We start from the raw sequence: 25,340 nt of genomic DNA on the forward strand, positions 1-25,340 counted from the left end.
ATCCCCTGCCGGGTCAGGCTTTCCTGTCTTGCTCAATCAGAGCACCATCCACGCCAGCCAGGTCAGCACAAAACCGCTTAATCCCATTATCGTCGTCAGCACCGTCCAGGTGCGTAAACCGTCGGCCACGGAAAGTCCGAGATAACGGGTGACCACCCAGAAGCCCGCATCATTGACATGTGAAAGCCCCAGGCCGCCAAAACAGGCTGCCAGGGTAACCAGTACCCGTTGCATATCCGTCACGCCGGTTACCGCCTGCGTCAGCAGACCGCTGGTGGTCAGAATGGCTACCGTGGCGGAACCCTGTGACGCCCTCAGCGCCAGTGACAGGATAAACGCAGCAGGCACCAGCGGCAGATGCAGTGTTTCCAGCGTCACCGCCAGCGCTTTGCCGACCCCTGATTCCACCAGGACTTTGCCAAATGCCCCACCCGCACCGGCCACCAGAATCACACTGGCGGAGGTGGGAATTGCCCGGCCGGTCAGATCTTCCAGCTTGTCTTTGCTCCAGCCACGACGGACGCCCAGCAGCCAGGCCGCCAGTCCTAAGGCAATCAGCAGGGCAATCGGCGGCGTGCCAATCACAGTCATGACGTTACGCAGCAGACTGCCTTCAGCCAGCAGGGTGTGGGACAGCGTTCCCAGCACGATCAATACAATCGGGACCACAATCAGACCGCTGATGGTCAGCGCGCCCGGTGGGGCAGGTTCATGCTTCTTTTCCTGCCCCTCTGGCTTCGCCATCTGCAACTGCTCCAGCACCTCGACCGACAGATGATAATGGCGACGGTTCATCACTTTCGCCACGTAGTAGCCAATGATGCCGACCGGCACGGAAATCGCGATACCCAGCATCATCAGCCAGCCCATGTCCGTGTGCAGGATCCCGGCGGCGGCCGCGGCCCCCGGATGGGTTGGCAGCGCCACGTGCACCGTCAGCATGACGCCCGCCATCGGCAGGCCAAACTTCAGCGGTGAGACACGCGCTACCTTAGTGAAGCCATAAATCAGCGGGATGACGATGATAAAGCCCACTTCGAAAAACACCGGAATACCCAGGATAAAAGCCGCCATGGTTAAAGCGGCGACGGTCCGCTTCAGACCCAGCGTTTTACTGAAGCGTTGCGCCAGCGATTCAGCGCCCCCTGAGGCTTCAATAATTGCCCCGAGCATAGCACCCAGCACGATGATGATGGTGATATGACCGAGCAACCCGCCCATTCCGGTGATAATCGTCTCCATGATTTTCTCAGCCGGAATGCCGGTCGCGATAGCCACCAGCAGGCTGACAATCAGCAGGGCGACAAACGGATGAACTTTGGCTTTGATGACCAGCAGCAGCAGGATCACGATGCTGGCGGTCGCTATGGCTAACAGCAGTGCGGTGGACATAGTAAACCTCAGAAATTGTTATATTTTTTGGGTTATCGGCGTACAGGGTCAGCAGGTGCAGGGCCAGATAAAGGGCGAGCCTGACCCAACCGGTGCTGAAACACCGGTTTAAGAGCACGTTAAATCAGGCTTTTAATTTCCAGGGAGCAAACCAGCCCAGGCCCGCGTTGGTGTCACCACGCGGGATATATTCGCAGCCGACCCAGCCGGAATAGCCAACCTCATCCAGCAGTGAGAAGAGCCAGGGATAGTTAACTTCCCCCTCATCCGGCTCATGGCGATCCGGCGCTGACGCAATCTGTACGTGTCGATAACGTCCCGCATAGTGTCGAATCAGATGGCTGAGGTTGCCGTCTACCCGCTGTGCATGAAACAGGTCGAGCTGAGTGAACACGTTTGGCCGGTCGATCTGTTCAACCATCTCCAGCGTCTGATACTGACTGGCGTAGAGATAGTTGGGCTTGGTTACAGGGTTAAGCGCTTCTATCAGCAGGTTGATGCCGTGCGGCGCAAAGCGCTCAGCCGCATAGCGCATGTTGCTGATAAAGGTCTCAACGTAACGCTGACGATCGGCACCGGGCGGCACCGTCGCCGCCATGATGTGAACCTGCGGGCAGTTCAGCGCCAGCGCATAACTCAGGGCGCGGTCGATATCCGCCTTTGCTTCCGCTTCCCGTCCGGGGATGGCGGAAACACCCCACTCACCCGCGGCGACATTGCCCGGCGCGGTATTGAACAGCACCAGTTGCAGCAGGTTTACATCGAGCCACTGTTTTATCTGCGTGGCGGGATAGTCATAAGGAAACAGAAATTCGACCGCCGTGAAACCGGCTTTCGCCGCTGCAGCAAAGCGTTCAGCAAAGGGATATTCTGTAAACTGCGTCGAGAGGTTAGCAGCAAACTTCGGCATTATCGGCTCCTGAGTTCTGCCACTTCGGCATCGCTGAGATAACGGATCGGGCGGTCGCCCAGGGTAAAGATCAGACGAGCAGTCTCTTCCAGCTCTTCGGTGTTGTCTGCCGCTTCCTGTAAGGATTTCCCCACCACCACCGGGCCGTGATTCGCCAGCAGGAAGGCGCGGTAGCGCGGCGCCAGCGCCGCCAGATCTTCGGCCAGACGCCCATCGCCCGGCTTGTAGTAAGGCACAACAGGCACATCACCGACGCGCATTACCACATAGGGGGTAAACGGACGGATGCAGTTGTCCGTATCCAGCCCCTGTAAACAGGAGAGCGCCGTCAGGTAGTGGCTATGCAAATGCACCACTGCGCGGCAGTCGGGGTTATTCAGGTAGAGTGCGCGGTGAAACGCAATCTCTTTGGAGGGTTTATCGCCGGAGAGCCATTCCCCCTCCGGCGTCACTTTCGACAGCCGGTCACCCTGTAATTCCCCGAGGCAGGAGCCGGTAGGGGTCGCCAGCAGGTTGCCATCCGCCAGCAACATTGAGAGGTTGCCCGCTGAGCCGGTGGCATAGCCGCGCTGAAAGAACGAGGCACCGAGACGTACCATTTCGTCACGCGCCTGCTGCTCCGCTAAAAGTAAAGATTCAGACATCGGTAAACTCCGTTTGCGCGCGGCGGAAGAAATCTTCGTCGCCAAAATTGCCCGATTTCAGAGCCAGGGAGAGCGGCTGATGAATGTCGCGCACCCAGGGCACGCCGGGCGAGATGGTCGGGCCGATGTGAAAGGCAGTTACGCCCAGGCTCTGCGCCACCACGCCGGAGGTTTCCCCTCCCGCCACAATAAAACGTTGCCAGCCACGCTGTTTCAGCTCACGGGTGACGGCGGCGAACAGCTGCTCAACGGCTTCGCTGCTGCGCTGCGCACCATAGCGCTGCTGAATCACCTGCAGTTGCTGCGCGTCAGCGGTGGCAAAAAGCAGCGGGGCCATCGTCTGATGGCTGTTGGCTTCCACCCAGTCGCACAGCTGCCGGGCATACCCTTCTGCATCTTCCAGACAATGCTCAATCTCTACTTCGCAGGCCGGTGCCAGCTGGCGGTACGCGGCAACCTGACGATTGGTCATCTGCGAACAGGAACCGGAGAGCACTACAGCGCGATCGCCGTGCGGACGGCCTGCCCGCTCCGCCTCTGCATCCGTCCCGGCCGTCGTCCACTGTCGTGCCAGACCGATAGCCAGCCCGGAACCGCCGGTCACCAGCCGCCTGTCACTGAGTGCTTCACCCAGGGTCAACAGATGCCCCTGATGCAGGGTGTCAGTAACGACGTAGCTGATGCCCTGCTCCGCCAGCTGGTCCAGCGCCTGACGTACTGACTCCGCGCCCTGATCGATCTGTGCTGCGGCGATTAGCCCGGCTTTGCCGGTTGCCTGCGAGGTCATCAGACGCATCAGGTTGCTGTCCTGCATCGGTGTAACCGGATGGTGCCGCATGCCGGAATCGGACAGCAGTTGATCGCCGACAAACAGATAGCCCTGATAGACGGTGCGCCCGTTCACCGGCAACGCCGGGCAGATGACCGTCTGCGTCTCACCAAGCGCATTCAGCAGCGCATCGGTCACCGGACCGATATTGCCCTGTGCGGTACTGTCGAAGGTAGAGCAATATTTGAAGTAGAAGCGCTCGCAGCCCTGCTTTTGCAGCCACGCCAGCGCGGCCAGCGACTGCGAAACCGCCTGATCTGCCGGGCAGGAACGGCTTTTCAGGCTGATCACAATCGCCTGCGCCTCTGTCATCTCTTCGCTGGCGGGAATGCCGTTGAACTGAATGGTCGTCAGGCCGTTCTGCACCAGAAAACTGGCGATATCCGTTGCGCCGGTAAAATCGTCCGCTATGACACCAAGACGCATCAGCTGCTCTCCCCTGCCTGCGGCAGCGTGATGCCGCTGAAGATCTTAATCACCGCACTGTCATCTTCCCGGCCATAACCGGCGTTGCTGGCTTCGGTAAACATGTTGAGGGCGGTCGAGGCCAGCGGCAGCGGGAAGTGCAGTGACTTCGCGGTATCGGCCACCAGGTTGAGATCTTTCACAAAGATATCGACGGCTGATTTCGGGCTGTAGTCGCCGTCTACCACATGCTTCATACGGTTCTCGAACATCCACGAGTTACCCGCAGCATTGGTGACCACTTCATACATGGTTTCCAGCGGAATACCGGCTCGCGCCGCCAGCGCCATCGCTTCTGCACCCACCGCGATGTGAACGCCCGCCAGCAGCTGATGGATAATTTTGACGGTTGACCCGAGGCCAATTTCCTTGCCCACGCGATAGACTTTGGCGGCGACCGCATCCAGCACCGGCTGCAGTTGTGCAAAGACTGCATCACTGCCGGATGCCATTACCGTCATTTCACCGCTGGCCGCTTTGGCCGCGCCGCCCGACACCGGGGCATCCAGCATCAGCAACTGATGTTCAGCCAGCCGGTGTTCAATCAGCTGTGCATCCTGCGCTGAGAGTGTGGATGAGACCATCACCACCGTGCCCGGACGCAGTTTTGCGGCCAGGCCCTCTTCACCGAACAGGATGGCGTTAACCTGCTTTGCATTGACCACCAGCAGCAAAACGGCATCGAGCTGGTCTGCAAAGGCAGAGGCGGAAGTCTGCGCATCACGTGCGCCGGCCTGACGTAAGCTCTCCAGGGCTGCAGAATTCAAATCGACCCCCCAGGTGTTGAGTCCGGCGCGCAGACAGGACTTTGCCGCACCCATACCCATGGAACCTAACCCGATAACGCAGATGTTTTCAGCTGGCACGTTACGCCTCCACTGTTAAATTAAGTGATTATTTGTTTGTTACTGTTAATCCTGCCAGCTTCCGGTCGGTAAAAATGTGCCACTCCTCACAAAAAAACATCCATCATGTGAACGTGAACAATTTTTAACATCGCGCATTTTACTGTCTGCACCTTGTATCAGCCCGGTAACTCCCGTTCTCCGCCCTGTATCAGCTGTTATTTTTTGTTCTGGTTGACTGGGAGATACTTTATAATGTGAAAAAATGGTAATTATCAGGGAGCAGATATGATTCCGGTTGAACGTCATCAACAGATTCTGGCACTGGTGGCCGATCGTGGCGTGGTGAGCATTGCTGAGTTAACTGAGCGGCTTGGCGTGTCACACATGACCATCCGCCGGGATGTGCAAAAACTGGAGGAACAAGGTGCTGTGCTGTCGGTTTCCGGCGGCGTGCGTTCTGCCGATCGACTGGCAGCTGAACCGTCACATCTGACGAAAAGCACCCTGTACAACGATGAAAAGCGCGCTATTGGCCGCACTGCTGCCCGTCACATTCCCCGTAACAGCTGCATCTATCTGGATGCCGGGACCACGACGTTAGCACTGGCACAGGAAGTGGTTGATCGTGATGATTTACTGGTGGTGACCAATGATTTCATGGTGGCGAATCTGCTGATGGAGGCGAGTCAGTGCCGGGTGATCCACACGGGCGGCACCGTATGCCGGGAGAACCGCTCCTGCGTCGGCGAGTCGGCAGCACGCAGCCTGCGCAATCTGGCGATTGATATCGCCTTTATCTCCGCCTCCTGCTGGGGACCACGTGGCTTGTTTACACCGGATGAAGATAAAGTGATGGTGAAGCAGGCAGTAAGCGAAGTAAGCAGCAAACGGGTTTTACTGAGTGACAGTTCGAAGTACAACAGAATAGCGACGTTTCTGGCGTTACCGCTGGAGAGGTTTGATCAGGTGGTGACGGACAACAAACTGAGTGATGCGGGGCGGGATCTGTTAAGTGCGGGCAACCTGGAACTGGTGCTGGCCGGTTAACAGTTGCCGCCTTCCCGATAAAGCCCGGAAGGCGGCAACGTGAGCACGATTAAACTTCTTCGCTGAACTGCGGCACCGGATTACGGAAGCTGCGGGTCACGAATGCCAGGTAGATAATCCCGATGGCGGCCCAGATCAGGCCCAGAACCATAGAGCTCTCTTCCAGATTCACCCACAACGCACCGACCGTTATCGCGCCGAGCAGCGGCAGCAGCAGATACTGAACGTGATCTTTCAGCGTGCGGTTACGCTTCTCACGGATCCAGAACTGTGCGATCACCGACAGGTTCACGAAGGTAAACGCCACCAGCGCACCGAAGTTAATCAGCGCGGTCGCGGTGACCAGGTCAAAGTTAATCGCCATCAGCGCAATCGCACCGACCAGCAGCACGTTGAGCGACGGGGTACGCCATTTTGGATGGATGTAACCGAAGAAACGCTCCGGGAATACACCATCACGGCCCATCACATACATCAGACGCGATACGCCTGCGTGCGCCGCCATACCGGATGCCAGTACCGTGACCACCGAGAAGATCAGGATACCGACCTGCAGCGCTTTACCGGCTACGAACAGCATAATCTCAGGCTGTGAGGAGTCCGGATCCTGGAAACGGGTGATGTCCGGGAAGTAGAGCTGCAGGAAGTAAGATGCCGCGATAAAGATCACACCGCCAATCAGCGCCGTCAGGAAAATAGCGCGTGGAATGGTGCGTTCTGCATCTTTGGTCTCTTCCGACAGCGAACTGATGCCATCAAAGCCGAGGAACGAGAAGCAGAGTATGGTCGCACCGGTAATCATCGGCACCACGTGCGCATTCTCAGACCAGAACGGACGGCTGCTCACCAGGGTACCGGAACCGACGCCGCTTGCCACACCGTAGATCACCATGCCGGTGATCCCGACCATGACAATGACCTGCAGCACTACAATGACACTATTGAAGTTGGCGACGGTTTTGATGCCCTTGAGGTTAGAGAGCGTCATAAAGCCGACCAGCAACACCACGAAGATCCACGACGGGATGCCCGGCACCAGCGATTCGAAATAGTTTTTAGCCAGCAGGATGTTGATCATCGGCATGAACAGGTAGTCCAGCAGTGATGACCAGCCGACCATAAAGCCGACGTGCGGACTGATCGCCTTCTGAGCGTAGGTATAAGCGGAGCCCGCAGAGGGGAAGCGGCGTACCAGCTTACCGTAACTCACGGCAGTGAACAGAATCGCAATCAGTGCGAAAGCATAAGCGGTGGCGACGTGACCATCGGTCAGACCGGAAACGATGCCAAAGGTATCGAACAGGGTCATAGGCTGCATGTAGGCTAAGCCCATCATGACGACCGGAAGTAACGTAAGCGTCTTTTTGAGTTGCGCACGCTGCGGTGCGGCGGAGGTATTAAGCGACATGCTTCAGTCCCCCCTGTGCGACAACCTGGCTGGGCTGGGTCACAGGGCAACTGCGCATTAAGCGACAGGGAGTAAGGTTAGCGGTTGACGCGGCGCCGTAGTCATCACGAAAACGCGTACCAGCGTTGGCTGGCAGAGTGAAAAACATCCCCATCTTTGTAATCCTCAATCTCACGCTTACGCGTGTTTTCAGTGTTTATCTATCCGGGTGCGTGCCCGGCCTCGGTTAAGTCAGCAAAAACGCTCTGTTAAAACTGGATGCAAAAAAATAACCGGCGCGTTAAGCGTCGGTTATCATCTGATTTTGCAGGCCGCGTATTCTGCCCTAACCCGTGGCAGTATTACAAGCCGTCGGGGCACCTTATGCAAAAAAAAGCGCGACAGAGTAACGCTGAAAAGCTCATCAGGCGTTTTTCAGCATCCAGTCTATTTCCGTAGACGTAATCAGTCGTTCAAACTGCATCAGTTCATGATGCTTGCAGCTGTGCCAGACACTGGCAAAGCGTTCGCCCAGTAACTTCTGCAGCGGATAGCTGCTGTCAAACTCATACAGCGCATCACTCTGCCGGATCGGCAGTGCCAGCCCCTCGGCATGGTGTCCGTTGCCGGTGACCGGATGCGGCAATGGCAGCTGCGTATCCAGCCCATGCAGCATCCCGGCCAGGATAGCCGAGACGACCAGATAGGGATTAGCATCAGCGCCTGCCACCCGATACTCAATACGGTGGTTGTCGATATCGCCGCACGGCACGCGCAGCGCAACGGTACGGTTGTTATGACCCCACGAAGCCTGTAACGGCACATAGGCTTCAGGGACAAAGCGGCGATAGGCATTCACATTGGGTGCCAGCAGCGCCATTGAGGCGGGCATCAGATCGATCATCCCGGCCAGCGCCCGTTTCATCAGCGGAGAATCGCTGCCGTCATCGCAGGCAAAGGCGTTGTGATCGGCGGCATCCAGCATGCTGATATGCACATGCATGCCGCTGCCCGCGTACTCCTCATAGGGCTTCGCCATAAACGTCGCGGTCATACCGTGGTTTTCTGCCACCTGACGAATCAGGCGCTTCAGCTGCACCGCATGGTCGCAGGCGCGCAGCACGTCACGGGTATGATGCAGGTTGATCTCAAACTGTCCGGGCGAGGCTTCCGCCAGCGCGCCATCGGCCGGTATGCCCTGCTGACGGGCCAAATCGTCAATATCGCGCAGGACATCAGCGAAATGATCGAGATTATCGACCGAGTAGACCTGGCTCTGCATATTGCGTTCATCGCTGCCAGGCGAACAGGGCGGCTGGATAAAGCCTTCAGCATCGCGCTTTTTGTCCACCAGATAGAACTCCAGCTCTACCGCTACCACCGGAAACAGACCTCGGTTGCGCAACTGTTGCCACAGTCGGTTGAGGACATTTCGGGGTTCAACGTCAAAGGGAGTGCCATCTTGGTTGCACATGGTTAACAGCAGCTGTGCAATGTGTTGAGGGTCAGAGGCGGAGGGAACTAACGTGCCGCTAACGGGCAGACAGAGATTATCGGGTTCACCAAGAGACTGGCCGAGTCCCGCTTCTTCCACCGTGTTGCCGAGGATATCCATGGCAAACACTGAGGCGGGGAAATAACATCCTTTTTCCAGCTTAGGTAGCGCAGAGACCGGAATACGCTTACCGCGGAACACACCATTTAAATCATTTAACAGGATGTCGACATACTGCGTTTCAGGATGGCGCTCCAGCCAGGTTTTCACCTCAAGCTGGAACGCGCTGGTTCGTTTCTCTTCACTGTGAAGCGTGAAGTCTTCCACTTCTACCAGGTTAGTCATGATCTCACCCGCCCCTATTAGGTTTGCGTAATGCTCAAAATAACAGCCACACCACTAACATAGCGCCAACATAAAAAGTGTGCAAATGTAACAAATCTGTTTGAAGAACAAACAGCACATTGCTAGATTGAAAAAATATTGCACACTTAACCGCCAGACGTGCCCTTTCGGTAGATATTTCGACCAGTAATGCGAGGACGTAAGATGGGCATTATTTTTGACAAGCCGTTGATTGGCGTAGTGATGTGCCAGAAGGATCTGGGCGGCCATCCGACTCAGACGGTGCATAACAAGTATATTGATGCGGTCGTCCTGGCGGGTGGCGTGCCTCTCGCCCTGCCCCAAAGTCTTACTAATGCGCCTCATCTATCAGAAAACGCTATGGCTGTGCTGGATGGCCTGCTCCTCACCGGCAGTCCCAGCAACATCGAACCCTGGCATTATGGCGAAGCCGGTGAAGAGCCGCATGCCGATCCGGGCCGCGACCGTCTCGCCTTTCAGCTGATCACCTGGGCCACCAGCCACAAAATGCCGATGTTTGGCATCTGCCGTGGACTGCAGGAGCTGGTGGTGGCCAATGGTGGCGCGCTGTGGCGGAATCTCAGTGAGCAGGCAAAATTTCAGCGTCATCATGAAGATGAGACACTGCCATTTGATGACCAGTATGCGCCAGCGCATACCATCACTATCGAACCGGATGGCCTGCTGGCAACGCTGCTGGACAGTAATATGCCGCTTGCGGTCAATTCACTGCATCATCAGGGCGTGCGCGAACCGGGGCCGCAGCTGCGCGTTGAGGCACGCGCGCCGGATGGCCTGATTGAGGCGGTGAGCCTGCGTCATCATCCCTTCGCCCTGGCGGTACAGTGGCATCCCGAATGGCAACCGGAAAACACGGCGGGATCGCAGGCGCTGTTCAGCGGCTTTATTCAGGCCGCGAGTCGTTACCACAGGGGAAAAGCAGATGAGTGATGCCACGCTGGCACCGGGACGACGGCTGGCGCAGATCCGGCAGACGATGGGATTGTCGCAACGTCGCGTTGCTGAACTGGCCGGACTGACCCACAGCGCTATCAGCACCATTGAGCAGGATAAGGTCAGCCCGGCGGTCAGCACCCTGCAGAAGCTGCTAAAGGTCTATGGGCTGTCGCTGTCGGAATTCTTCTCCGACCCCAAACCGGATGCGGAGCCGAAAGTGATTGTCCGACCCAGCGATCTGCTGGAGATTGGCAGCCAGGGTGTGTCGCTGAAGCTGATCGACAATGGCCGTGCGCAGCGCACGCTGGGCATGCTGCTGGAAACCTATCAACCCGGTGCCAGCACTGGCGAGAAGCTCCGTCATCCAGGCGAAGAGACCGGTACGCTGCTGGAAGGCGAAATTACGCTGATCATCAACGGACAGCAGTTTCATCTCTCCGCTGGCGAGAGCTATGTGATTGACACCGGTTTACCGCACAGCTTCACCAACAGGGCTGAAATCCCCTGCCGCATTGTCAGTGCCCACACGCCAGCCAACTTTTAGGCGCTTCCCGGAGGTTGTTATGAATTATGTGGAGAGTTATTACGCAGCGACCGCCAATCCGCATGCGCCCTGGCCGACCCTGCAGGAGAGCATTCAGTGTGACGTCTGCATAATTGGTGGCGGTTTCACCGGTCTTTCAGCGGCGCTGCATCTGACCGAGGTCGGCTATGACGTGGTCGTGCTGGAAGCGGCGCGGGTCGGCTTCGGTGCCAGCGGGCGAAACGGCGGTCAGGTGGTGAACTCCTACAGCCGCGACGTGGATGTGATTGAGCAGCGCTACGGTAAAGAGAGCGCCCGCATGCTGGGCAGTATGATGTTTGAAGGCGCTGAGATTATCCGCGATCGCATTAAGCGGTATGCAATTGACTGTGACTACCGGCCCGGCGGCATTTTTGCAGCGCTGAATGCACGTCAGATGGCACATCTGCAAAAACAGAAAACGCTATGGCAGCAGTACGGCAATTACGATCTGGAGTTGCTGGACGAACGGGGTATTCGCCGCGAAGTTGCCACCGAACGTTATGTCGGCGGGCTACTGGATCGACGTGGCGGCCATCTGCATCCGCTGAATCTGGCGCTGGGAGAAGCGGAAGCCATTCGTCGACATGGTGGACGCATTTATGAGCAGTCCGCGGCGACAGATGTGGTTTATGGCACACCTAACCGGGTGAAGACCGCTCAGGGCGAAGTCAGTGCGACATTTGTGATCTTCGCCGGTAATGCCTATCTGTCACCCCAGCTGGAGCCACGCCTGAGCAGGAAAAGCATGCCATGCGGCTCGCAGATTGTGGCAACCGAACCGCTGACACCCGACCAGGCACTGTCGCTGATGCCGAACAATTACTGTGTGGAGGATTGTAACTATCTGCTGGATTACTTCCGTCTGACCGCCGACAACCGGCTGCTCTATGGCGGCGGCGTGGTCTACGGCGCGCGGGAACCAGCCGATATTGAAGCGCTGATCCGGCCCAAGCTGCGCCGTACTTTCCCGCAATTGCAGAACGTGAAGCTGGACTTCAGCTGGAGCGGCAATTTCCTGCTAACGCTGTCGCGTATGCCGCAGTTTGGCCGGATGGAGAAGAATGTCTATTTTATGCAGGGCGACAGCGGCCATGGCGTCACCAGTACCCATCTCTCCGGCAAGCTGATTAGCGAAGTGTTACGCGGCGATGCGGAGCGGTTCGACGCCTTTGCTCGTCTGCCTCACCTGCCGTTTCCCGGCGGGCGGCGGTTTAAGGTGCCGCTGACGGCGATGGGGGCGGTGTGGTATGCGTTGAGGGATCGGCTGGGGGTGTGAGGCTGAGGGCCAGACCTGGCTGCCTGGCCTGATGAAAACAGGTCCTGCAGCAGGGCACATTCTGCTCTGTTGTTTAAAATGCTTTGGTATGTTGTAACTATAGGAAGAGCAGACTCCTCACATATCAGAGCGGGAGCACTCAGCCCCCGCAACAGCGCCAGCCGCGTATCACTCCAGCGGCATCTTCACCGGGTCGTCATAGCGGTACTCAAACCCGAGTTCACTACAGATGCGTGACCCATCAATCAGCTTGCCGCTGTCTTTTACGGCCTCTGGCGCGAACTGCGGCGGCTGCAGACCAAGCTGGCGCGTAACGGCGGGATAGAAGGTGTCGCGCGTCGGATGTTTCGGCGCACTAAGGTTATAAACCCGGCCCCCTTTTGGCGACTGCAGCAGCAGCGTAATCGCCTCAACCACGTCATCCAGATGCACCAGATTGACGCCCTGCGAGCCATTTGCCACATCCTGCTTACCGGCGAGGAAGCGTCCCGGATGACGCTTTGGCCCGACCAGACCGGACAAACGCACAATATCCACGCTGGTTCCTGGCAGATCGTGCAGCCAGCTCTCCAGCTTAACCAGGGTTTTACCGGCTACCGTTTCGGCGGTCAGCGGGCTGTTTTCCCGTTTAATGCCAGAGCTGCCACCATAGACTGACGTTGAGCTGGTAAAGATGATGCGCGGCACTTTATACACCAGCGCGGTATCGACCACATTCTGCACCGCCTGCAGATAAGCTTCACCGCCTTCCGCTGTACGGCTGGCAGGTAACGTGACAATCAATGCATCGACGTTAAAGAGCGGCTCGATATCGGCAGCATCACACAGCAGTTCCGGCGTCAGTTCCAGCTGGAACGCCTCAATGCCGCAGCGGCGTGCGGCTTCAACTCCGTCTGGCGTGGTTTTGCTACCGGTGACCTGCCAGCCTCGCGCCGTTAACGCCGTGGCCAGCGGCATACCCAGCCAGCCCAGTCCCACAATCGCGACCTTCTTCATTTTGACTCCTGACGTGAAACATCAACCCTGACTTCACCGTAGTTTGCCCCCGGATTGCAAACAAGAACAACCTGTTTCAGCGCTTTCCGAAGCGCCTGTTTAAAAAAGTGTTGCCAAGTGCTGCCATCTTCGCTAGGTTAAACCCCACAAATGAATACTCATTCATCGACGAGATTATTATGACACGCGTTCAGTTTAACCATCATCACCACCATCATCCTGACTAGTCTTTCAGGCGATTGGTGCTGGAAGACTTTCAAGATCTTCCAGTGGTGTGAACGCAAGAGAACCCCCGGAAGATCGTCTTCCGGGGGTTTTTTTATGGGCTGACGCAACCACACTTTCAGGACAGGATTAAGAGGACAGGAACCATGTTAGATAACACCCGTTTACGCATAGCTATGCAGAAATCTGGCCGTTTAAGTGATGATTCACGCGAACTGCTGGCGCGCTGCGGCGTTAAAATCAACCTTCAGCAACAGCGCCTGATTGCGTTTGCGGAGAACATGCCGATCGACATCCTGCGCGTGCGCGATGACGATATCCCTGGCCTGGTGATGGACGGTGTGGTCGATCTCGGCATCATCGGTGAAAACGTGCTGGAAGAGGAATTACTCTCGCGCCGTGCCCAGGGCGAAGACCCGCGCTATTTTACGCTGCGTCGCCTGGATTTCGGCGGTTGCCGTCTGTCACTGGCGATGGCGACAGACGCCGAGTACACCGGCCCGGAATGCCTCGATAAATCCCGCATCGCTACCTCTTATCCGCACCTGCTCAAACAGTACCTCGACAAAAAAGGCGTCAGCTTTAAAACCTGTATGCTGAATGGCTCTGTTGAAGTGGCGACCCGCGCCGGTCTGGCGGATGCCATCTGCGATCTGGTCTCCACCGGTGCCACGCTGGAAGCGAATGGCCTGCGTGAAGTGGAAGTCATCTATCGCTCAAAAGCCGTCCTGATCCAGCGCGACGGCGAGATGCCAGCCGCCAAGCAGGAGCTGATCGACAAGATGATGACCCGTATTCAGGGCGTGATTAAAGCGCGTGAATCGAAGTACATCATGCTGCACGCGCCGAGTGAGCGGCTGGAAGAAGTAATCAGCCTGCTGCCTGGCGCGGAGCGTCCGACCGTTCTGCCGCTGGCAGGCGATGTCAGTCGCGTGGCAATGCACATGGTCAGCAGCGAAACCCTGTTCTGGGAAACCATGGAAAAACTGAAAGCGTTGGGTGCCAGTTCAATTCTGGTGCTGCCTATTGAGAAGATGATGGAGTAAGCCATGGCCTTTACTACCCCGATTGAGTGGCAGCAGTGTACCTCCGAACAGCAGCAGGCGCTGCTGTTGCGTCCTGCCATCGCCGCCTCTGAAAACGTCACGCTGATAGTGCGTAACGTGCTGGAGCAGGTAAAGCTGAACGGTGATGACGCGCTGCGCGAGTTCAGCGCCCGCTTCGACAAGGCGCAGGTTGAAAATCTGCGTGTGACGCCGCAGCAAATCGCAGACGCCAGCGCCCAACTGAGTGCCGAGCTGAAGCAGGCGATGGCCGTCGCGGTGGGCAATATCGAAACCTTCCACAACGCGCAGATTTTGCCGCCAGTGGATGTGGAAACCCAGCCCGGCGTGCGCTGCCAGCAGATCACCCGCCCGGTGAAATCGGTCGGACTTTATATTCCTGGTGGTTCCGCCCCACTCTTCTCCACCGTGCTGATGCTGGCGACTCCGGCCCGTATCGCCGGTTGTGGCCGCGTGGTGCTCTGTTCGCCGCCGCCGATTGCAGATGAGATCCTCTATGCCGCGCAGCTGTGCGGCGTAGAAGAGGTGTTCCAGGTGGGCGGCGCGCAGGCTATCGCCGCGCTGGCCTTCGGCACTGAAACCGTGCCACGCGTGGACAAGATTTTTGGCCCGGGCAACGCCTGGGTGACCGAAGCGAAACGTCAGGTAAGTCAGCGACTCGATGGCGCGGCGATTGATATGCCTGCCGGGCCGTCTGAAGTGCTGGTGATTGCCGATGAAGGCGCCACGCCCGCGTTTGTCGCGTCTGATTTACTCTCACAGGCAGAGCATGGGCCCGACTCGCAGGTTATTCTGCTGACGCCTTCATTAAAGCTGGCCGAGGCGGTCGCGGTCGCGGTTGAGCAGCAACTGGCACAGTTGCCGCGTGCGGCCACGGCGCGTCAGGCGCTGGAGAGCAGCCGCCTGATCGTGGCGCGCGACCTTGAGCAATGCGTTGAGATTTCCAATCTCTACGGCCCTGAGCACCTGATTCTGCAGACCCGTCAGCCGCGCGATCTGGTGGAGTCGATCACCAGCGCCGGTTCAGTCTTCTTAGGCGACTGGTCGCCGGAGTCCGCGGGCGATTACGCTTCGGGCACCAATCACGTGTTACCGACCTACGGTTATACGTCGACCTGTTCCAGCCTGGGCCTGGCCGACTTCCAGAAACGCATGACGGTGCAGGAGCTGACGCCGCAGGGCTTCCTGAATCTGGCCGCCACGATTGAAACCCTGGCCGCCGCTGAGCAGCTGGATGCCCACAAGAATGCCGTCACCCTGCGCGTTGCCGCACTGAAGGAGCAAGCATGAGTCAGGATATTGAGCAGCTGGCACGCGCGAATGTGCGCGCTCTGACGCCTTATATGTCGGCGCGTCGTCTGGGTGGCAACGGTGATGTCTGGCTCAATGCCAACGAATTCCCGCTGCCGGTGCCGTTTGAGCTGTCGCAACAGACGCTGAACCGCTATCCCGAATGTCAGCCAAAGCTGGTTATTGAGCGCTATGCGGCTTACGCAGGTTTAACGCCGGAGCAGGTGCTGGTCAGCCGTGGCGCGGATGAAGCCATCGAACTAATCATGCGTGCCTTTTGTGAGCCGGGACAGGATGCGATTCTCTTCTGTCCGCCGACCTATGGCATGTACAGCGTCAGCGCCGAAACCATCGGCATTGAATATCGCACCGTTCCGGCGCTTAGCGACTGGCAGCTCAACCTGCCCGCTATCGCGGAACAGCTTGATGGCGTCAAAGTCGTTTACCTTTGCAGCCCGAACAACCCGACCGGCAACCTGATTAATCAGGACGACATCCGCCAGTTACTGGCGATGACCGCCGGTAAAGCGCTGGTGGTAGCCGATGAAGCCTATATTGAATTCTGCCCGCAGGCGACGCTGACCGGCTGGCTGAAGGATTATCCGCATCTGGTCATTCTGCGTACCCTTTCAAAAGCCTTTGCGCTGGCGGGCCTGCGTTGTGGGTTTGCGCTGGCGAATAAGCCGGTGATCGACCTGCTGATAAAGGTGATTGCGCCCTACCCGCTGGCGACGCCGGTAGCGGACGTGGCGGGTCAGGCGCTGAGCGAGCAAGGCATTGCGCTGATGCGTGAGCATGTGGTCCAGCTGAACGACAATCGCAGCTGGCTGCTGGCTGAACTGGCGCAGCTGGCCTGCGTTGAGCAGGTTTTTCCCAGCGAAACCAACTATGTGCTGGCGCGCTTTACCGATTCCCCAAAAGTCTTCAAAACCTTATGGGATCAGGGCATTATCCTGCGTGATCAGAACAAAAATCCGGGCCTGTCGGGATGCCTGCGCATCTCCATCGGCACGCGTGAAGAGTGCGAACGAGCGATCGCCGCGCTGCAAGCCTTTTCTCTGGAGCAAGCATGAGTCAGAAGACCCTTTTTATTGACCGCGACGGTACGTTAATCTCTGAGCCGCCTGAGGATTACCAGGTGGATAGACTGGATAAACTGGCATTTGAGCCAGACGTTATCCCGGCGCTGCTGGCGCTGCAGGCCGCCGGTTATCGCCTGGTGATGATTACCAACCAGGATGGTCTTGGCACCGCCAGTTTCCCGCAGGCGGATTTTGATGGGCCGCACAATCTGATGATGCAGGTCCTGACCTCGCAGGGCATCGCGTTTGACGATGTGCTGATCTGCCCGCACATGCCGGACGATCATTGCGACTGCCGCAAGCCGAAAACGAAAATGGTAGAAGCCTGGCTGGCAGAAGGCGCGCTGGATACCGCCAACAGTTATGTGATTGGCGATCGTCTGACCGACGTGCAGCTGGCGGAGAACATGGGCATTCAGCCTATCCGCTACGGCGCTGACGGCGAGAACTGGCAGACCATTCAGCAGCGTCTGACCCAGCGTGACCGCCATGCGCTGGTGCAGCGCAACACGAAAGAGACGCAGGTTCGGGTCGAACTCTGGCTGGATCGCGAAGGCGGCAGCAAGATTAATACCGGCGTGGGTTTCTTCGACCACATGCTGGACCAGATTGCCGTACACGGCGGCTTCCGCATGAACATTGAAGTGAAAGGCGATCTCTATATTGACGATCACCACACGGTGGAAGATACCGGTCTGGCACTGGGCGAAGCGCTGCTGAAGGCGCTGGGCGACAAGCGTGGCATTGGCCGTTTCGGCTTTGTGCTGCCGATGGATGAATGCCTGGCGCGCTGCGCGCTGGATATCTCCGGCCGTCCGCACATCGAGTTCAAAGCAGAGTTCAACTATCAACGCGTGGGCGACCTCAGCACTGAGATGGTCGAGCACTTCTTCAGCTCGCTCTCTTACGCCATGATGAGCACCCTGCATCTGAAAACCAAAGGCAAGAATGACCATCATCGCGTCGAGAGCCTGTTTAAAGCCTTTGGTCGTACGCTGCGCCAGGCGATCCGCGTTGAGGGTAATACCCTGCCGAGTTCGAAGGGAGTGCTGTGATGAACGTGGTGATCATGGATACCGGTTGCGCCAATCTCTCGTCGGTGAAATGGGCAATTGAACGTCTGGGCTATACCCCGGAAGTGAGCCGCGATTCCGATGTGGTGCTGCGCGCCGACAAACTGTTTCTGCCAGGCGTAGGCACCGCGCAGGCGGCAATGAAGCAACTGGAAGAGCGTGACCTGATCGATCTGGTAAAAGCCTGTACCCAGCCGGTGCTGGGGATCTGTCTGGGTATGCAGCTGTTGGGACGCGGCAGCGATGAAAACGGCGGCGTGCCGACGCTGGGCATTATCGATGAGCCGGTGTCACTCATGGACACCCACGGCCTGCCGCTGCCGCACATGGGCTGGAACCAGATTACCGCGCAGGCGGGCAATCATCTGTTCCGCGGCATTGATGAAGGATCCTATTTCTACTTCGTCCACAGCTATGCCATGCCGGTCAACGCCAGCACCATCGCCCAGTGTCACTACGGTGAAGCGTTCACCGCCGCGGTGCAGAAAGATAACTTCTTCGGCGTCCAGTTCCATCCGGAACGCTCGGGCAAAGCGGGCGCGCAGTTGCTGAAAAACTTCCTGGAGATGTAATGATTATCCCCGCGTTAGATTTAATTGACGGCAAAGTGGTTCGTCTGCATCAGGGCGATTATGGTCAGCAGCGTGATTACGGCAGTGAGCCGCTGCCACGTCTGAAGGATTACGTAAGCCAGGGCGCGACTGTGCTGCATCTGGTGGATTTAACCGGCGCGAAAGATCCGGCGAAACGCCAGATTACGCTGCTGAAATCCCTGCTGGACGGCGTTGATGTGACGGTGCAGGTGGGTGGCGGCATTCGCAGCCGTGACGATGTGCACGCGCTGCTGGAAGCGGGTGCGAGTCGTGTGGTGGTCGGTTCCACTGCTGTGAAAGAGCCTGAAGAGGTCAAACGGTGGTTCGCGGAGTTTGGCGCAGAGGCGATTGTGCTGGCGTTAGATGTGCGCATTGACGCCAGTAACCGCAAAGAAGTGGCGATCAGTGGCTGGCAGGAAGCGGCGGGTGTTACCCTGGAAGAGGTGGTTACCGACTTTCAGCAGGTGGGCCTGAAGCATGTGCTGTGCACCGATATTTCCCGCGACGGCACCCTGAGCGGTTCCAATGTTGCGCTCTATCAGGAAGTCACGGCGCGCTTCCCGACGATCGCTTTCCAGTCCTCGGGTGGCATTGGCGACCTCAATGATATCGCCGCCCTGCGCGGCAGCGGCGTTCAGGGCGTGATTGTCGGACGTGCGCTGCTGGAAAATAAATTCACAGTTTCGGAGGCGATCGCATGCTGGCAAAACGGATAATTCCCTGTCTGGATGTACGTGACGGTCAGGTGGTCAAAGGCGTACAGTTTCGCAATCACGAAATCATCGGCGACATCGTGCCGCTGGCGCAGCGCTACGCCGCTGAAGGAGCAGACGAACTGGTCTTCTATGACATCACCGCCTCATCTGATGGCCGCGTCGTCGACAAAAGCTGGGTATCACGCGTTGCGGAAGTGATCGATATTCCATTCTGCGTCGCGGGCGGCATCAAAACCCCTGAAGACGCGGCACGTATTCTGGAGTTTGGTGCGGATAAGATCTCGATTAACTCCCCGGCGCTTGCCGATCCCACGCTCATCACCCGCCTCGCAGACCGGTTTGGCGTGCAGTGTATCGTGGTCGGCATCGATACCTGGTTTGACGAGGCCAGCGGCAAGTATCAGGTGAATCAGTATACCGGTGACGAAGCACGCACCCGCGTGACGCAGTGGGAAACGCTGGAGTGGGTGCAGGAAGTGCAGAAACTGGGCGCAGGCGAGATCGTGCTGAACATGATGAATCAGGATGGCGTGCGTAACGGCTATGACCTGGTGCAGCTGAAGAAAATGCGTGAAGTCTGCAACGTGCCCCTGATCGCCTCTGGCGGCGCAGGCACCATGCAGCACTTCCTGGAGGCGTTTACCGAGGCGAATGTCGATGGTGCTTTAGCCGCCTCGGTATTCCATAAGCAGATTATTAATATTGGTGAGCTGAAGAGCTTTCTGATCGACAACGGAGTGGAGATTCGCGCGTGCTAACTCAACAACAACAGGCCCTTCTCGACTGGGATAAAACACAGGGCATGATGCCGGTCATCGTTCAGCACAACGTCTCAGGCGAAGTGCTGATGCATGGCTACATGAACCCGGCAGCGCTGGAAAAAACCCTGGCAGAAGGCAATGTCACCTTTTTCTCCCGCACCAAAAACCGCTTGTGGACCAAAGGCGAGACCTCCGGCAACTTTCTGCAGGTGGTAAGCATCACGCCTGACTGCGACAACGACACACTGCTGGTACTGGCGAACCCGATTGGCCCGACCTGCCATCTCGGCACCACCAGCTGCTTCTCTCCGGCTGTGCCTGAATGGACCTTCCTCTATCAGCTGGAAGAGCTGCTGGCGTCGCGCAAAACGGCTGACCCTGAAAGCTCTTACACTGCACGGCTCTACGCCAGCGGCACGAAGCGCATCGCGCAGAAAGTGGGTGAAGAAGGCGTTGAGACCGCGCTGGCGGCGACCGTCAACGATCGGGATGAACTGACCAATGAAGCTTCAGACCTTGTCTATCACCTGATGGTGTTGTTACAGGATCAGAATCTCGACTTCAGCGCGGTGATTAACAACCTGCGCAACCGCCATAAGTAATTGTGCAATATGCTGCTCAGAATTTCGTTTTACAGGCGGATTCTGAGCAGAATCCTTCTCAAAAATTAAACGCTATTGTTGAGCATAATATTGCTCAACAGGTGTTGCCATGCGCACACTCCAGCTATTTATTAAGGGCCGCTGGTATAATGCCGCCCAACTCAATATTCAGCATCCCCTCCAGGGCCGTGAAAGCGCCGCCTTACTTGCGTACGATTATCTTGATCAGCGTATTAAAGGCTGGCAACTATGAAAAAAACGCTGTCACCTTTGGAACGCGAAGCGATGCTGCTGAACCTTACTCAGCAGTTTCCTGAAGAGAAACTGTCACAGGGCGAGCTCCTGATGCAGCTTCGCAAAAACGTGCTGGGATTCTCTCAGGAACGTTATGCCGCGCTGGCCGGGATTAGCCGCCGCACACTGTCAGATATTGAACAGGACAGGGACAATACCACGCTGAGCACCCTCAACCGGGCGCTTAAACCGCTGGGTCTGAAAACCGGCATATTGCCACGTCAGCCGCATATGCTGCAGACACTGATGCTGCAACTGACCGCAGGAGAGCACCGTGACCACCCATGAAAAGTTAATCGCTCTGCTCGAGCAACACCAGGCGCGTTATCGCCTGATGGAGCATGAGGCGACCGGCAAATGTGAAGCGGTCGCGGCGATACGCGGCACCGAAATCGGTCAGGGCGCGAAAGCGCTGGTCTGTCATGTGAAAGGCAATGGCATTAAGCAGCATGTGCTGGCGGTATTACCGGCCGACCTGCAGGCCGATCTGGGCAAAGTCGCGGCAGCAGTAGGCGGTCGACGCGCTTCACTCGCCAGCCCGGCGGAGACCGCTCTGCTGACCGGCTGCGTATTCGGGGCGATACCACCGTTCAGCTTTCATCCTGACCTCAGGCTGATTGTGGACCCCGCGCTGTTTGAACGTTATCCGGCGATCGCGTTTAACGCCGGTCTGCTGGAACGCTCAGTGATCCTGAATACCGAAGATTATCGCGCGTTATGCGCGGCTGACGTGGTGGAGATTACGCAGTAATTGCCATCCCGGCAGCCCGGCGATACTCTGCATAATCACTCATCACGACAGAATAAGAGCAAAATCATGAACATTTTCACTCAACGCCTGCGTCAGACGCTGGCTGTAGCGGTTATGGCAGGTTGCGCTTTTAGCGCGCAGGCAAAAATCGAACAGGTGCGTTTCGCGGTCGATCCGACCTATCCGCCCTTCGAATCGAAAACGCCACAGGGCAAGCTGGTCGGCTTTGATATTGATCTGGGCAATGCGCTCTGTACTCAGATGCAGGCAAAATGTGTCTGGGTTGAAAGCCAGTTTGACGGCATGATCCCGGCCCTTAAAGCGCGTAAATTTGATGCCATTCTGTCTGACATGGGCATTACCGAAGAGCGCCTGAAGCAGATCGATTTCACTGTTCCACTCTATGACACCCACACCCAGCTGATTGCCCGTAAAGGCGCTGGCATCCTGCCCACCGTTGAATCCCTGAAAGGAAAAACGGTCGGCGTAGAACAGGGAACGGTTCAGGAGCGCTATGCGCTGGCAAAATGGCAGCCTCACGGTGTGACCGTAGTGCCTTATGGCGATCAGGCACAGGTTGAAAGCGATCTGGTTTCAGGCCGACTGGATGCGGTATTCACCGATGCGGCACAGGCGGCCATCGGTTTCCTGAAGCATCCGCAGGGCAAAGATTTTGAACTGGCTGGGCCGATTATTCAGGATCCGATTATCGGCCCCGGCACGGCTATTGGCCTGCGCAAAGGCGATACCGAACTGAAAACCGCACTGGATAATGCCTTTGCCGAAATCAAAAAGAACGGCACCTTTGACCAGATTCAGAAGCGCTACTTCGCCACGGATATCTCTATCCAGCAGTAACCTCGCGGTCATCCTTTTTCGTCCTCACCGCGATCCGGCACTATACTCTAACTTTTTCGGGACGGCGCGCTGTCGTCCTTTGCCGATTAAAGGACATTAACACGGTATGCATCAACAACATCATCCACTGTTAAGCGCCTCTTTAGGCACCCAGCGTGAAATCATCAGTTTCCATTTCGGTGAAGATTACCAGCGTCAGGTTTATATCCAGGCTGCCCTGCATGGCGACGAACTGCCCGGTATGGCGGTGGCGTGGTTTTTAAAGCAGCGACTACAGGCGCTGGAGTCCGCCGGTCAACTTAAAGCCGCCTTTACCCTGGTGCCAGTTGCCAATCCACTGGCGCTGGGACAGCACTGGCATGGCACCCATCTGGGCCGATTCCATACGCTCTCTGGCCAGGACTTCAACCGCCGTTTCCCGTCACTGGGCGCAACCCTGGCGGCCGGGCTGGCTGAAAGTCTGACCCAGAGTGAAACGCAGAATAAGAGTCTGATCCGCGAGGCAATTGATCGCCACTATCGCGATACCGTGCCAAAAACCGAGCTGGATGCGCAGCGCTTTACGCTGATGCGGATGGCCAGTCAGGCCGATCTGATGATTGACCTGCACTGTGACTGGGAAGCCGTGCCGCACCTCTACACGACGCCGCACGCCTGGCCGGACATTGAGCCGCTGGCGCGCTGGTTAGGCAGTGAAGTACAGCTGCTGGCGCAGATCTCCGGTGGAGAGCCGTTTGATGAAGCCTGCTGCGAACCCTGGCTGACGCTGGCAGAGCGATTTGGTAAGGATTACCCGATGCCACGCGGACTGCTGCCAGTGACACTGGAGTTGCGAGGCATGCGTGATGTTTCGCCTGAACAGGCCGAGAAAGACGCGGAGGCGATTATTTCAGCGCTGCAGGAAGGCGGCTATATCGGCTACAGCGAACCTTCAATTTCCGTAGAGGTGGCCGCGCCCGTCATTGGTGGCGATGAACTGGTCCCGGCGAGCGCGGGCGGCGATGATGTGGTAGCAATCAATGACGGGCCGATTGGTTTGAACGTACCTGACGTTGCTGAAGCACCGGGAGAGACGGGCGTGATTAAAGAACGTCACAGCGAAGGATCGTCGGCGGCCTCCCCTTCCCTGAAAAATCCACCAACGCCGTTAGCGGGCTGTGAATATATTCATTCGCCGGTTTCAGGGTTGATTTTGCATCGCAAACCGCTGGGCGCACTGATTCGTCCGGGAGAAGTGGTGGCTGAGATTGTTGATCCGCTGACCGACCATATTACGCCGCTGGTCGCAGAGTATGGCGGTATTCTCTATGCAAGGCACTGGGTAAGGTTTGCGACGGCAGGCATGCTGGTTGTGCGGCTGGCGGGTGAGCGGGAGATTCGGAGCGGAGATTTGCTGGTAGGATAAAAAAAGGGCTTCCCTCGGGAAGCCCTTTTTAGTGATTAGTCTAACCACTCGGTGTGGAACACACCGTCTTTATCAATGCGCTTGTAGGTATGCGCACCAAAGTAGTCACGCTGCGCCTGAATCAGGTTAGCAGGCAGCACTTCTGAACGATAGCTGTCATAGTAAGCGATCGCCGCAGAGAAGGTTGGCGTCGGGATACCGTTCTGAATCGCATAAGAAACGACATCACGCAGCGCCTGCTGATACTGATCCGCGATATCTTTGAAGTACGGAGCCAGCAACAGGTTAGCGATGCCTGCATCGGCTTCATAAGCATCAGTGATCTTCTGCAGGAACTGGGCACGGATGATGCAGCCAGCGCGGAAGATCTTCGCGATTTCCCCGTAGTGCAGATCCCAGTTGTTCTCTTCTGACGCGGCACGCAGCTGTGAGAAGCCCTGCGCATAAGAGACGATTTTACCGAGGTACAGCGCGCGACGAACTTTCTCGATGAACTCCGCTTTGTCGCCAGTGAAGGCTTTTGCCTGTGGACCGCTCAGTACTTTAGAGGCCGCAACACGCTGCGTTTTCAGCGAGGAGAGATAACGGGCAAAGACAGACTCGGTGATCAGTGACAGAGGCTCACCGAGATCCAGTGAACTCTGGCTGGTCCATTTACCGGTGCCTTTGTTTGCTGCTTCATCCAGAATCACATCAACCAGGTATTTACCGTCTTCGTCTTTCTTGGTGAAGATATCTTTGGTGATGTCAATCAGGTAGCTGCTCAGCTCGCCGTTGTTCCAGTCGGTGAAGGTCTCAGCCAGCTCTTCGTTGTTCAGGCCCAGTGCGCCTTTCAGCAGCGCATAGGCTTCTGCGATCAGCTGCATGTCGCCATATTCGATGCCGTTGTGAACCATCTTCACGTAGTGGCCCGCGCCGTCCGGACCGATATAGGCCACACAGGCTTCGCCATCTTCCGCACGCGCCGCGATCTTATCCAGAATCGGCGCAACCAGCTCGTAGGCTTCTTTCTGGCCACCAGGCATGATGGATGGACCTTTCAGTGCGCCCTCTTCACCGCCGGAAACGCCGGTACCGATGAAGTTGAAGCCCTGGTCAGACAGTTCTTTGTTACGACGGATGGTGTCTTTGTAGAAGGTGTTACCGCCATCAATCAGGATGTCGCCTTTATCCAGGTGTGGAGTCAGTGAGGCGATAGTCTTGTCAGTCGCTTCACCCGCCTGAACCATCAGCAGGATACGACGAGGTTTTTCCAGCGATTCAACAAACTCTTCAACGGTGTAAAAAGGAGCAAGCTTCTTGCCCTGGTTCTCGGCGATGACTTCATCAGTCTTTTCGCGTGAACGGTTGAAGATTGAAACAGTGTAACCGCGGCTCTCAATGTTAAGAGCCAGATTGCGGCCCATCACTGCCATACCTACAACGCCGATCTGTTGCTTGGACATTACA

General features: G+C 57.1%; 26 protein-coding genes and 1 other annotated feature. Of the genes, 17 read left to right on the forward strand and 9 right to left on the reverse strand.

Annotated elements, in window-relative coordinates:
• Positions 1 to 36: 36 nt before the first annotated feature.
• The 5 genes from N1689_RS10600 to ltnD all read right to left on the reverse strand — a co-directional run bounded on the left by N1689_RS10600 (position 37) and on the right by ltnD (position 5,106).
• Complete coding sequence (locus tag N1689_RS10600; RefSeq protein WP_161734415.1) at positions 37 to 1,392, reverse strand: GntP family transporter; 1,356 nt, start codon at positions 1,390 to 1,392, stop codon at positions 37 to 39.
• A 124-nt stretch (positions 1,393 to 1,516) separates the two neighbouring features.
• Positions 1,517 to 2,302 carry an HPr family phosphocarrier protein gene (locus N1689_RS10605; protein ID WP_161734417.1) on the reverse strand — a complete coding sequence of 262 codons (786 nt, stop codon included), beginning with the start codon at positions 2,300 to 2,302 and terminating at the stop codon, positions 1,517 to 1,519.
• The gene (locus N1689_RS10610; RefSeq protein WP_161734419.1) at positions 2,302 to 2,946 is read right to left on the reverse strand and encodes an aldolase; all 645 of its coding nucleotides are present in this window, start codon (positions 2,944 to 2,946) and stop codon (positions 2,302 to 2,304) included. The genes N1689_RS10605 and N1689_RS10610 overlap by 1 nt, the downstream gene beginning before the upstream one ends.
• Positions 2,939 to 4,201: a 3-oxo-tetronate kinase gene (gene otnK, locus N1689_RS10615; RefSeq protein WP_222925263.1), complete on the reverse strand. Its 1,263-nt coding sequence runs from the start codon at positions 4,199 to 4,201 to the stop codon at positions 2,939 to 2,941. Before otnK ends, N1689_RS10610 begins: the two co-directional genes overlap by 8 nt.
• Positions 4,201 to 5,106 (reverse strand): L-threonate dehydrogenase, encoded by a 906-nt coding sequence (gene ltnD, locus N1689_RS10620; protein ID WP_260058838.1) that lies wholly within the window; start codon positions 5,104 to 5,106, stop codon positions 4,201 to 4,203. The genes otnK and ltnD overlap by 1 nt, the downstream gene beginning before the upstream one ends.
• A gap of 267 nt (positions 5,107 to 5,373) precedes the next feature.
• Between ltnD and ygbI the strand changes: the two genes are divergently transcribed.
• Positions 5,374 to 6,135 carry a DNA-binding transcriptional repressor YgbI gene (gene ygbI, locus N1689_RS10625; RefSeq protein ID WP_161734424.1) on the forward strand — a complete coding sequence of 254 codons (762 nt, stop codon included), beginning with the start codon at positions 5,374 to 5,376 and terminating at the stop codon, positions 6,133 to 6,135.
• A gap of 49 nt (positions 6,136 to 6,184) precedes the next feature.
• Here ygbI and N1689_RS10630 read toward each other — a convergent pair whose 3' ends face one another.
• Positions 6,185 to 7,543 carry an APC family permease gene (locus tag N1689_RS10630; RefSeq protein WP_161734426.1) on the reverse strand — a complete coding sequence of 453 codons (1,359 nt, stop codon included), beginning with the start codon at positions 7,541 to 7,543 and terminating at the stop codon, positions 6,185 to 6,187.
• Between the two features lie 403 nt (positions 7,544 to 7,946).
• Entirely contained in the window at positions 7,947 to 9,362 is a 1,416-nt protein-coding gene (locus N1689_RS10635) for a glutamine synthetase family protein (protein WP_161734428.1), read from the reverse strand.
• 204 nt (positions 9,363 to 9,566) lie between these two features.
• Here N1689_RS10635 and puuD point away from each other — a divergent pair, with 204 nt between their 5' ends.
• Genes puuD through N1689_RS10650 form a run of 3 tightly spaced genes read left to right on the forward strand, consistent with a single transcriptional unit; the run spans position 9,567 to position 12,181 of the window.
• Positions 9,567 to 10,334: a gamma-glutamyl-gamma-aminobutyrate hydrolase gene (gene puuD, locus N1689_RS10640; RefSeq protein ID WP_161734430.1), complete on the forward strand. Its 768-nt coding sequence runs from the start codon at positions 9,567 to 9,569 to the stop codon at positions 10,332 to 10,334.
• A complete protein-coding gene (gene puuR, locus N1689_RS10645; protein ID WP_161734432.1) occupies positions 10,327 to 10,884 on the forward strand; it encodes an HTH-type transcriptional regulator PuuR in 558 nt (185 codons plus the stop codon). Before puuD ends, puuR begins: the two co-directional genes overlap by 8 nt.
• 19 nt (positions 10,885 to 10,903) lie before the next feature.
• On the forward strand, positions 10,904 to 12,181 hold the full coding sequence (locus tag N1689_RS10650; protein ID WP_161734434.1) for an FAD-binding oxidoreductase: 1,278 nt from the start codon (positions 10,904 to 10,906) through the stop codon (positions 12,179 to 12,181).
• A 168-nt stretch (positions 12,182 to 12,349) separates the two neighbouring features.
• On the opposite strand, the gene N1689_RS10655 is transcribed toward N1689_RS10650, so the two are convergent.
• The gene (locus tag N1689_RS10655; protein WP_033783626.1) at positions 12,350 to 13,177 is read right to left on the reverse strand and encodes an SDR family oxidoreductase; all 828 of its coding nucleotides are present in this window, start codon (positions 13,175 to 13,177) and stop codon (positions 12,350 to 12,352) included.
• A 179-nt stretch (positions 13,178 to 13,356) separates the two neighbouring features.
• Here N1689_RS10655 and hisL point away from each other — a divergent pair, with 179 nt between their 5' ends.
• From hisL to N1689_RS10720, 13 genes are all read left to right on the forward strand, one after another.
• Entirely contained in the window at positions 13,357 to 13,404 is a 48-nt protein-coding gene (hisL, locus tag N1689_RS10660; RefSeq protein WP_100396937.1) for a his operon leader peptide, read from the forward strand.
• Positions 13,380 to 13,500, forward strand: a sequence feature (His leader region). Its footprint overlaps the gene before it by 25 nt.
• 48 nt (positions 13,501 to 13,548) lie before the next feature.
• The gene (gene hisG, locus N1689_RS10665; RefSeq protein ID WP_061062857.1) at positions 13,549 to 14,448 is read left to right on the forward strand and encodes an ATP phosphoribosyltransferase; all 900 of its coding nucleotides are present in this window, start codon (positions 13,549 to 13,551) and stop codon (positions 14,446 to 14,448) included.
• A 3-nt stretch (positions 14,449 to 14,451) separates the two neighbouring features.
• Positions 14,452 to 15,756 (forward strand): histidinol dehydrogenase, encoded by a 1,305-nt coding sequence (hisD, locus tag N1689_RS10670; protein ID WP_260058842.1) that lies wholly within the window; start codon positions 14,452 to 14,454, stop codon positions 15,754 to 15,756.
• Positions 15,753 to 16,829, forward strand: a complete 1,077-nt coding sequence (gene hisC, locus N1689_RS10675; RefSeq protein ID WP_260058844.1) for a histidinol-phosphate transaminase — start codon at positions 15,753 to 15,755, stop codon at positions 16,827 to 16,829. Before hisD ends, hisC begins: the two co-directional genes overlap by 4 nt.
• Positions 16,826 to 17,893 carry a bifunctional histidinol-phosphatase/imidazoleglycerol-phosphate dehydratase HisB gene (hisB, locus tag N1689_RS10680; RefSeq protein ID WP_253419265.1) on the forward strand — a complete coding sequence of 356 codons (1,068 nt, stop codon included), beginning with the start codon at positions 16,826 to 16,828 and terminating at the stop codon, positions 17,891 to 17,893. Before hisC ends, hisB begins: the two co-directional genes overlap by 4 nt.
• Entirely contained in the window at positions 17,893 to 18,483 is a 591-nt protein-coding gene (gene hisH, locus N1689_RS10685) for an imidazole glycerol phosphate synthase subunit HisH (protein ID WP_161734444.1), read from the forward strand. Before hisB ends, hisH begins: the two co-directional genes overlap by 1 nt.
• Entirely contained in the window at positions 18,483 to 19,220 is a 738-nt protein-coding gene (hisA, locus tag N1689_RS10690) for a 1-(5-phosphoribosyl)-5-[(5-phosphoribosylamino)methylideneamino]imidazole-4-carboxamide isomerase (protein WP_161734446.1), read from the forward strand. The genes hisH and hisA overlap by 1 nt, the downstream gene beginning before the upstream one ends.
• The gene (hisF, locus tag N1689_RS10695; protein WP_033783632.1) at positions 19,202 to 19,978 is read left to right on the forward strand and encodes an imidazole glycerol phosphate synthase subunit HisF; all 777 of its coding nucleotides are present in this window, start codon (positions 19,202 to 19,204) and stop codon (positions 19,976 to 19,978) included. The genes hisA and hisF overlap by 19 nt, the downstream gene beginning before the upstream one ends.
• A complete protein-coding gene (gene hisIE, locus N1689_RS10700) occupies positions 19,972 to 20,583 on the forward strand; it encodes a bifunctional phosphoribosyl-AMP cyclohydrolase/phosphoribosyl-ATP diphosphatase HisIE (RefSeq protein WP_161734447.1) in 612 nt (203 codons plus the stop codon). The genes hisF and hisIE overlap by 7 nt, the downstream gene beginning before the upstream one ends.
• A 249-nt stretch (positions 20,584 to 20,832) precedes the next feature.
• Positions 20,833 to 21,165 (forward strand): helix-turn-helix domain-containing protein, encoded by a 333-nt coding sequence (locus N1689_RS10705; protein WP_161734449.1) that lies wholly within the window; start codon positions 20,833 to 20,835, stop codon positions 21,163 to 21,165.
• Positions 21,152 to 21,628 (forward strand): YbaK/prolyl-tRNA synthetase associated domain-containing protein, encoded by a 477-nt coding sequence (locus tag N1689_RS10710; protein WP_311202148.1) that lies wholly within the window; start codon positions 21,152 to 21,154, stop codon positions 21,626 to 21,628. The genes N1689_RS10705 and N1689_RS10710 overlap by 14 nt, the downstream gene beginning before the upstream one ends.
• 66 nt (positions 21,629 to 21,694) lie before the next feature.
• Positions 21,695 to 22,486, forward strand: coding sequence for an ABC transporter substrate-binding protein (locus N1689_RS10715; protein ID WP_161734453.1), 792 nt, complete (start codon positions 21,695 to 21,697; stop codon positions 22,484 to 22,486).
• A 106-nt stretch (positions 22,487 to 22,592) separates the two neighbouring features.
• Positions 22,593 to 23,891 carry a succinylglutamate desuccinylase/aspartoacylase family protein gene (locus tag N1689_RS10720; protein ID WP_260058848.1) on the forward strand — a complete coding sequence of 433 codons (1,299 nt, stop codon included), beginning with the start codon at positions 22,593 to 22,595 and terminating at the stop codon, positions 23,889 to 23,891.
• A gap of 35 nt (positions 23,892 to 23,926) precedes the next feature.
• On the opposite strand, the gene gndA is transcribed toward N1689_RS10720, so the two are convergent.
• Positions 23,927 to 25,336: an NADP-dependent phosphogluconate dehydrogenase gene (gene gndA, locus N1689_RS10725; protein WP_033733220.1), complete on the reverse strand. Its 1,410-nt coding sequence runs from the start codon at positions 25,334 to 25,336 to the stop codon at positions 23,927 to 23,929.
• Between the last annotated feature and the right edge of the window lie 4 nt (positions 25,337 to 25,340).

Source organism: Pantoea sp. XY16 (genome assembly GCF_025153065.1).
Taxonomy (GTDB): domain Bacteria; phylum Pseudomonadota; class Gammaproteobacteria; order Enterobacterales; family Enterobacteriaceae; genus Pantoea; species Pantoea alfalfae.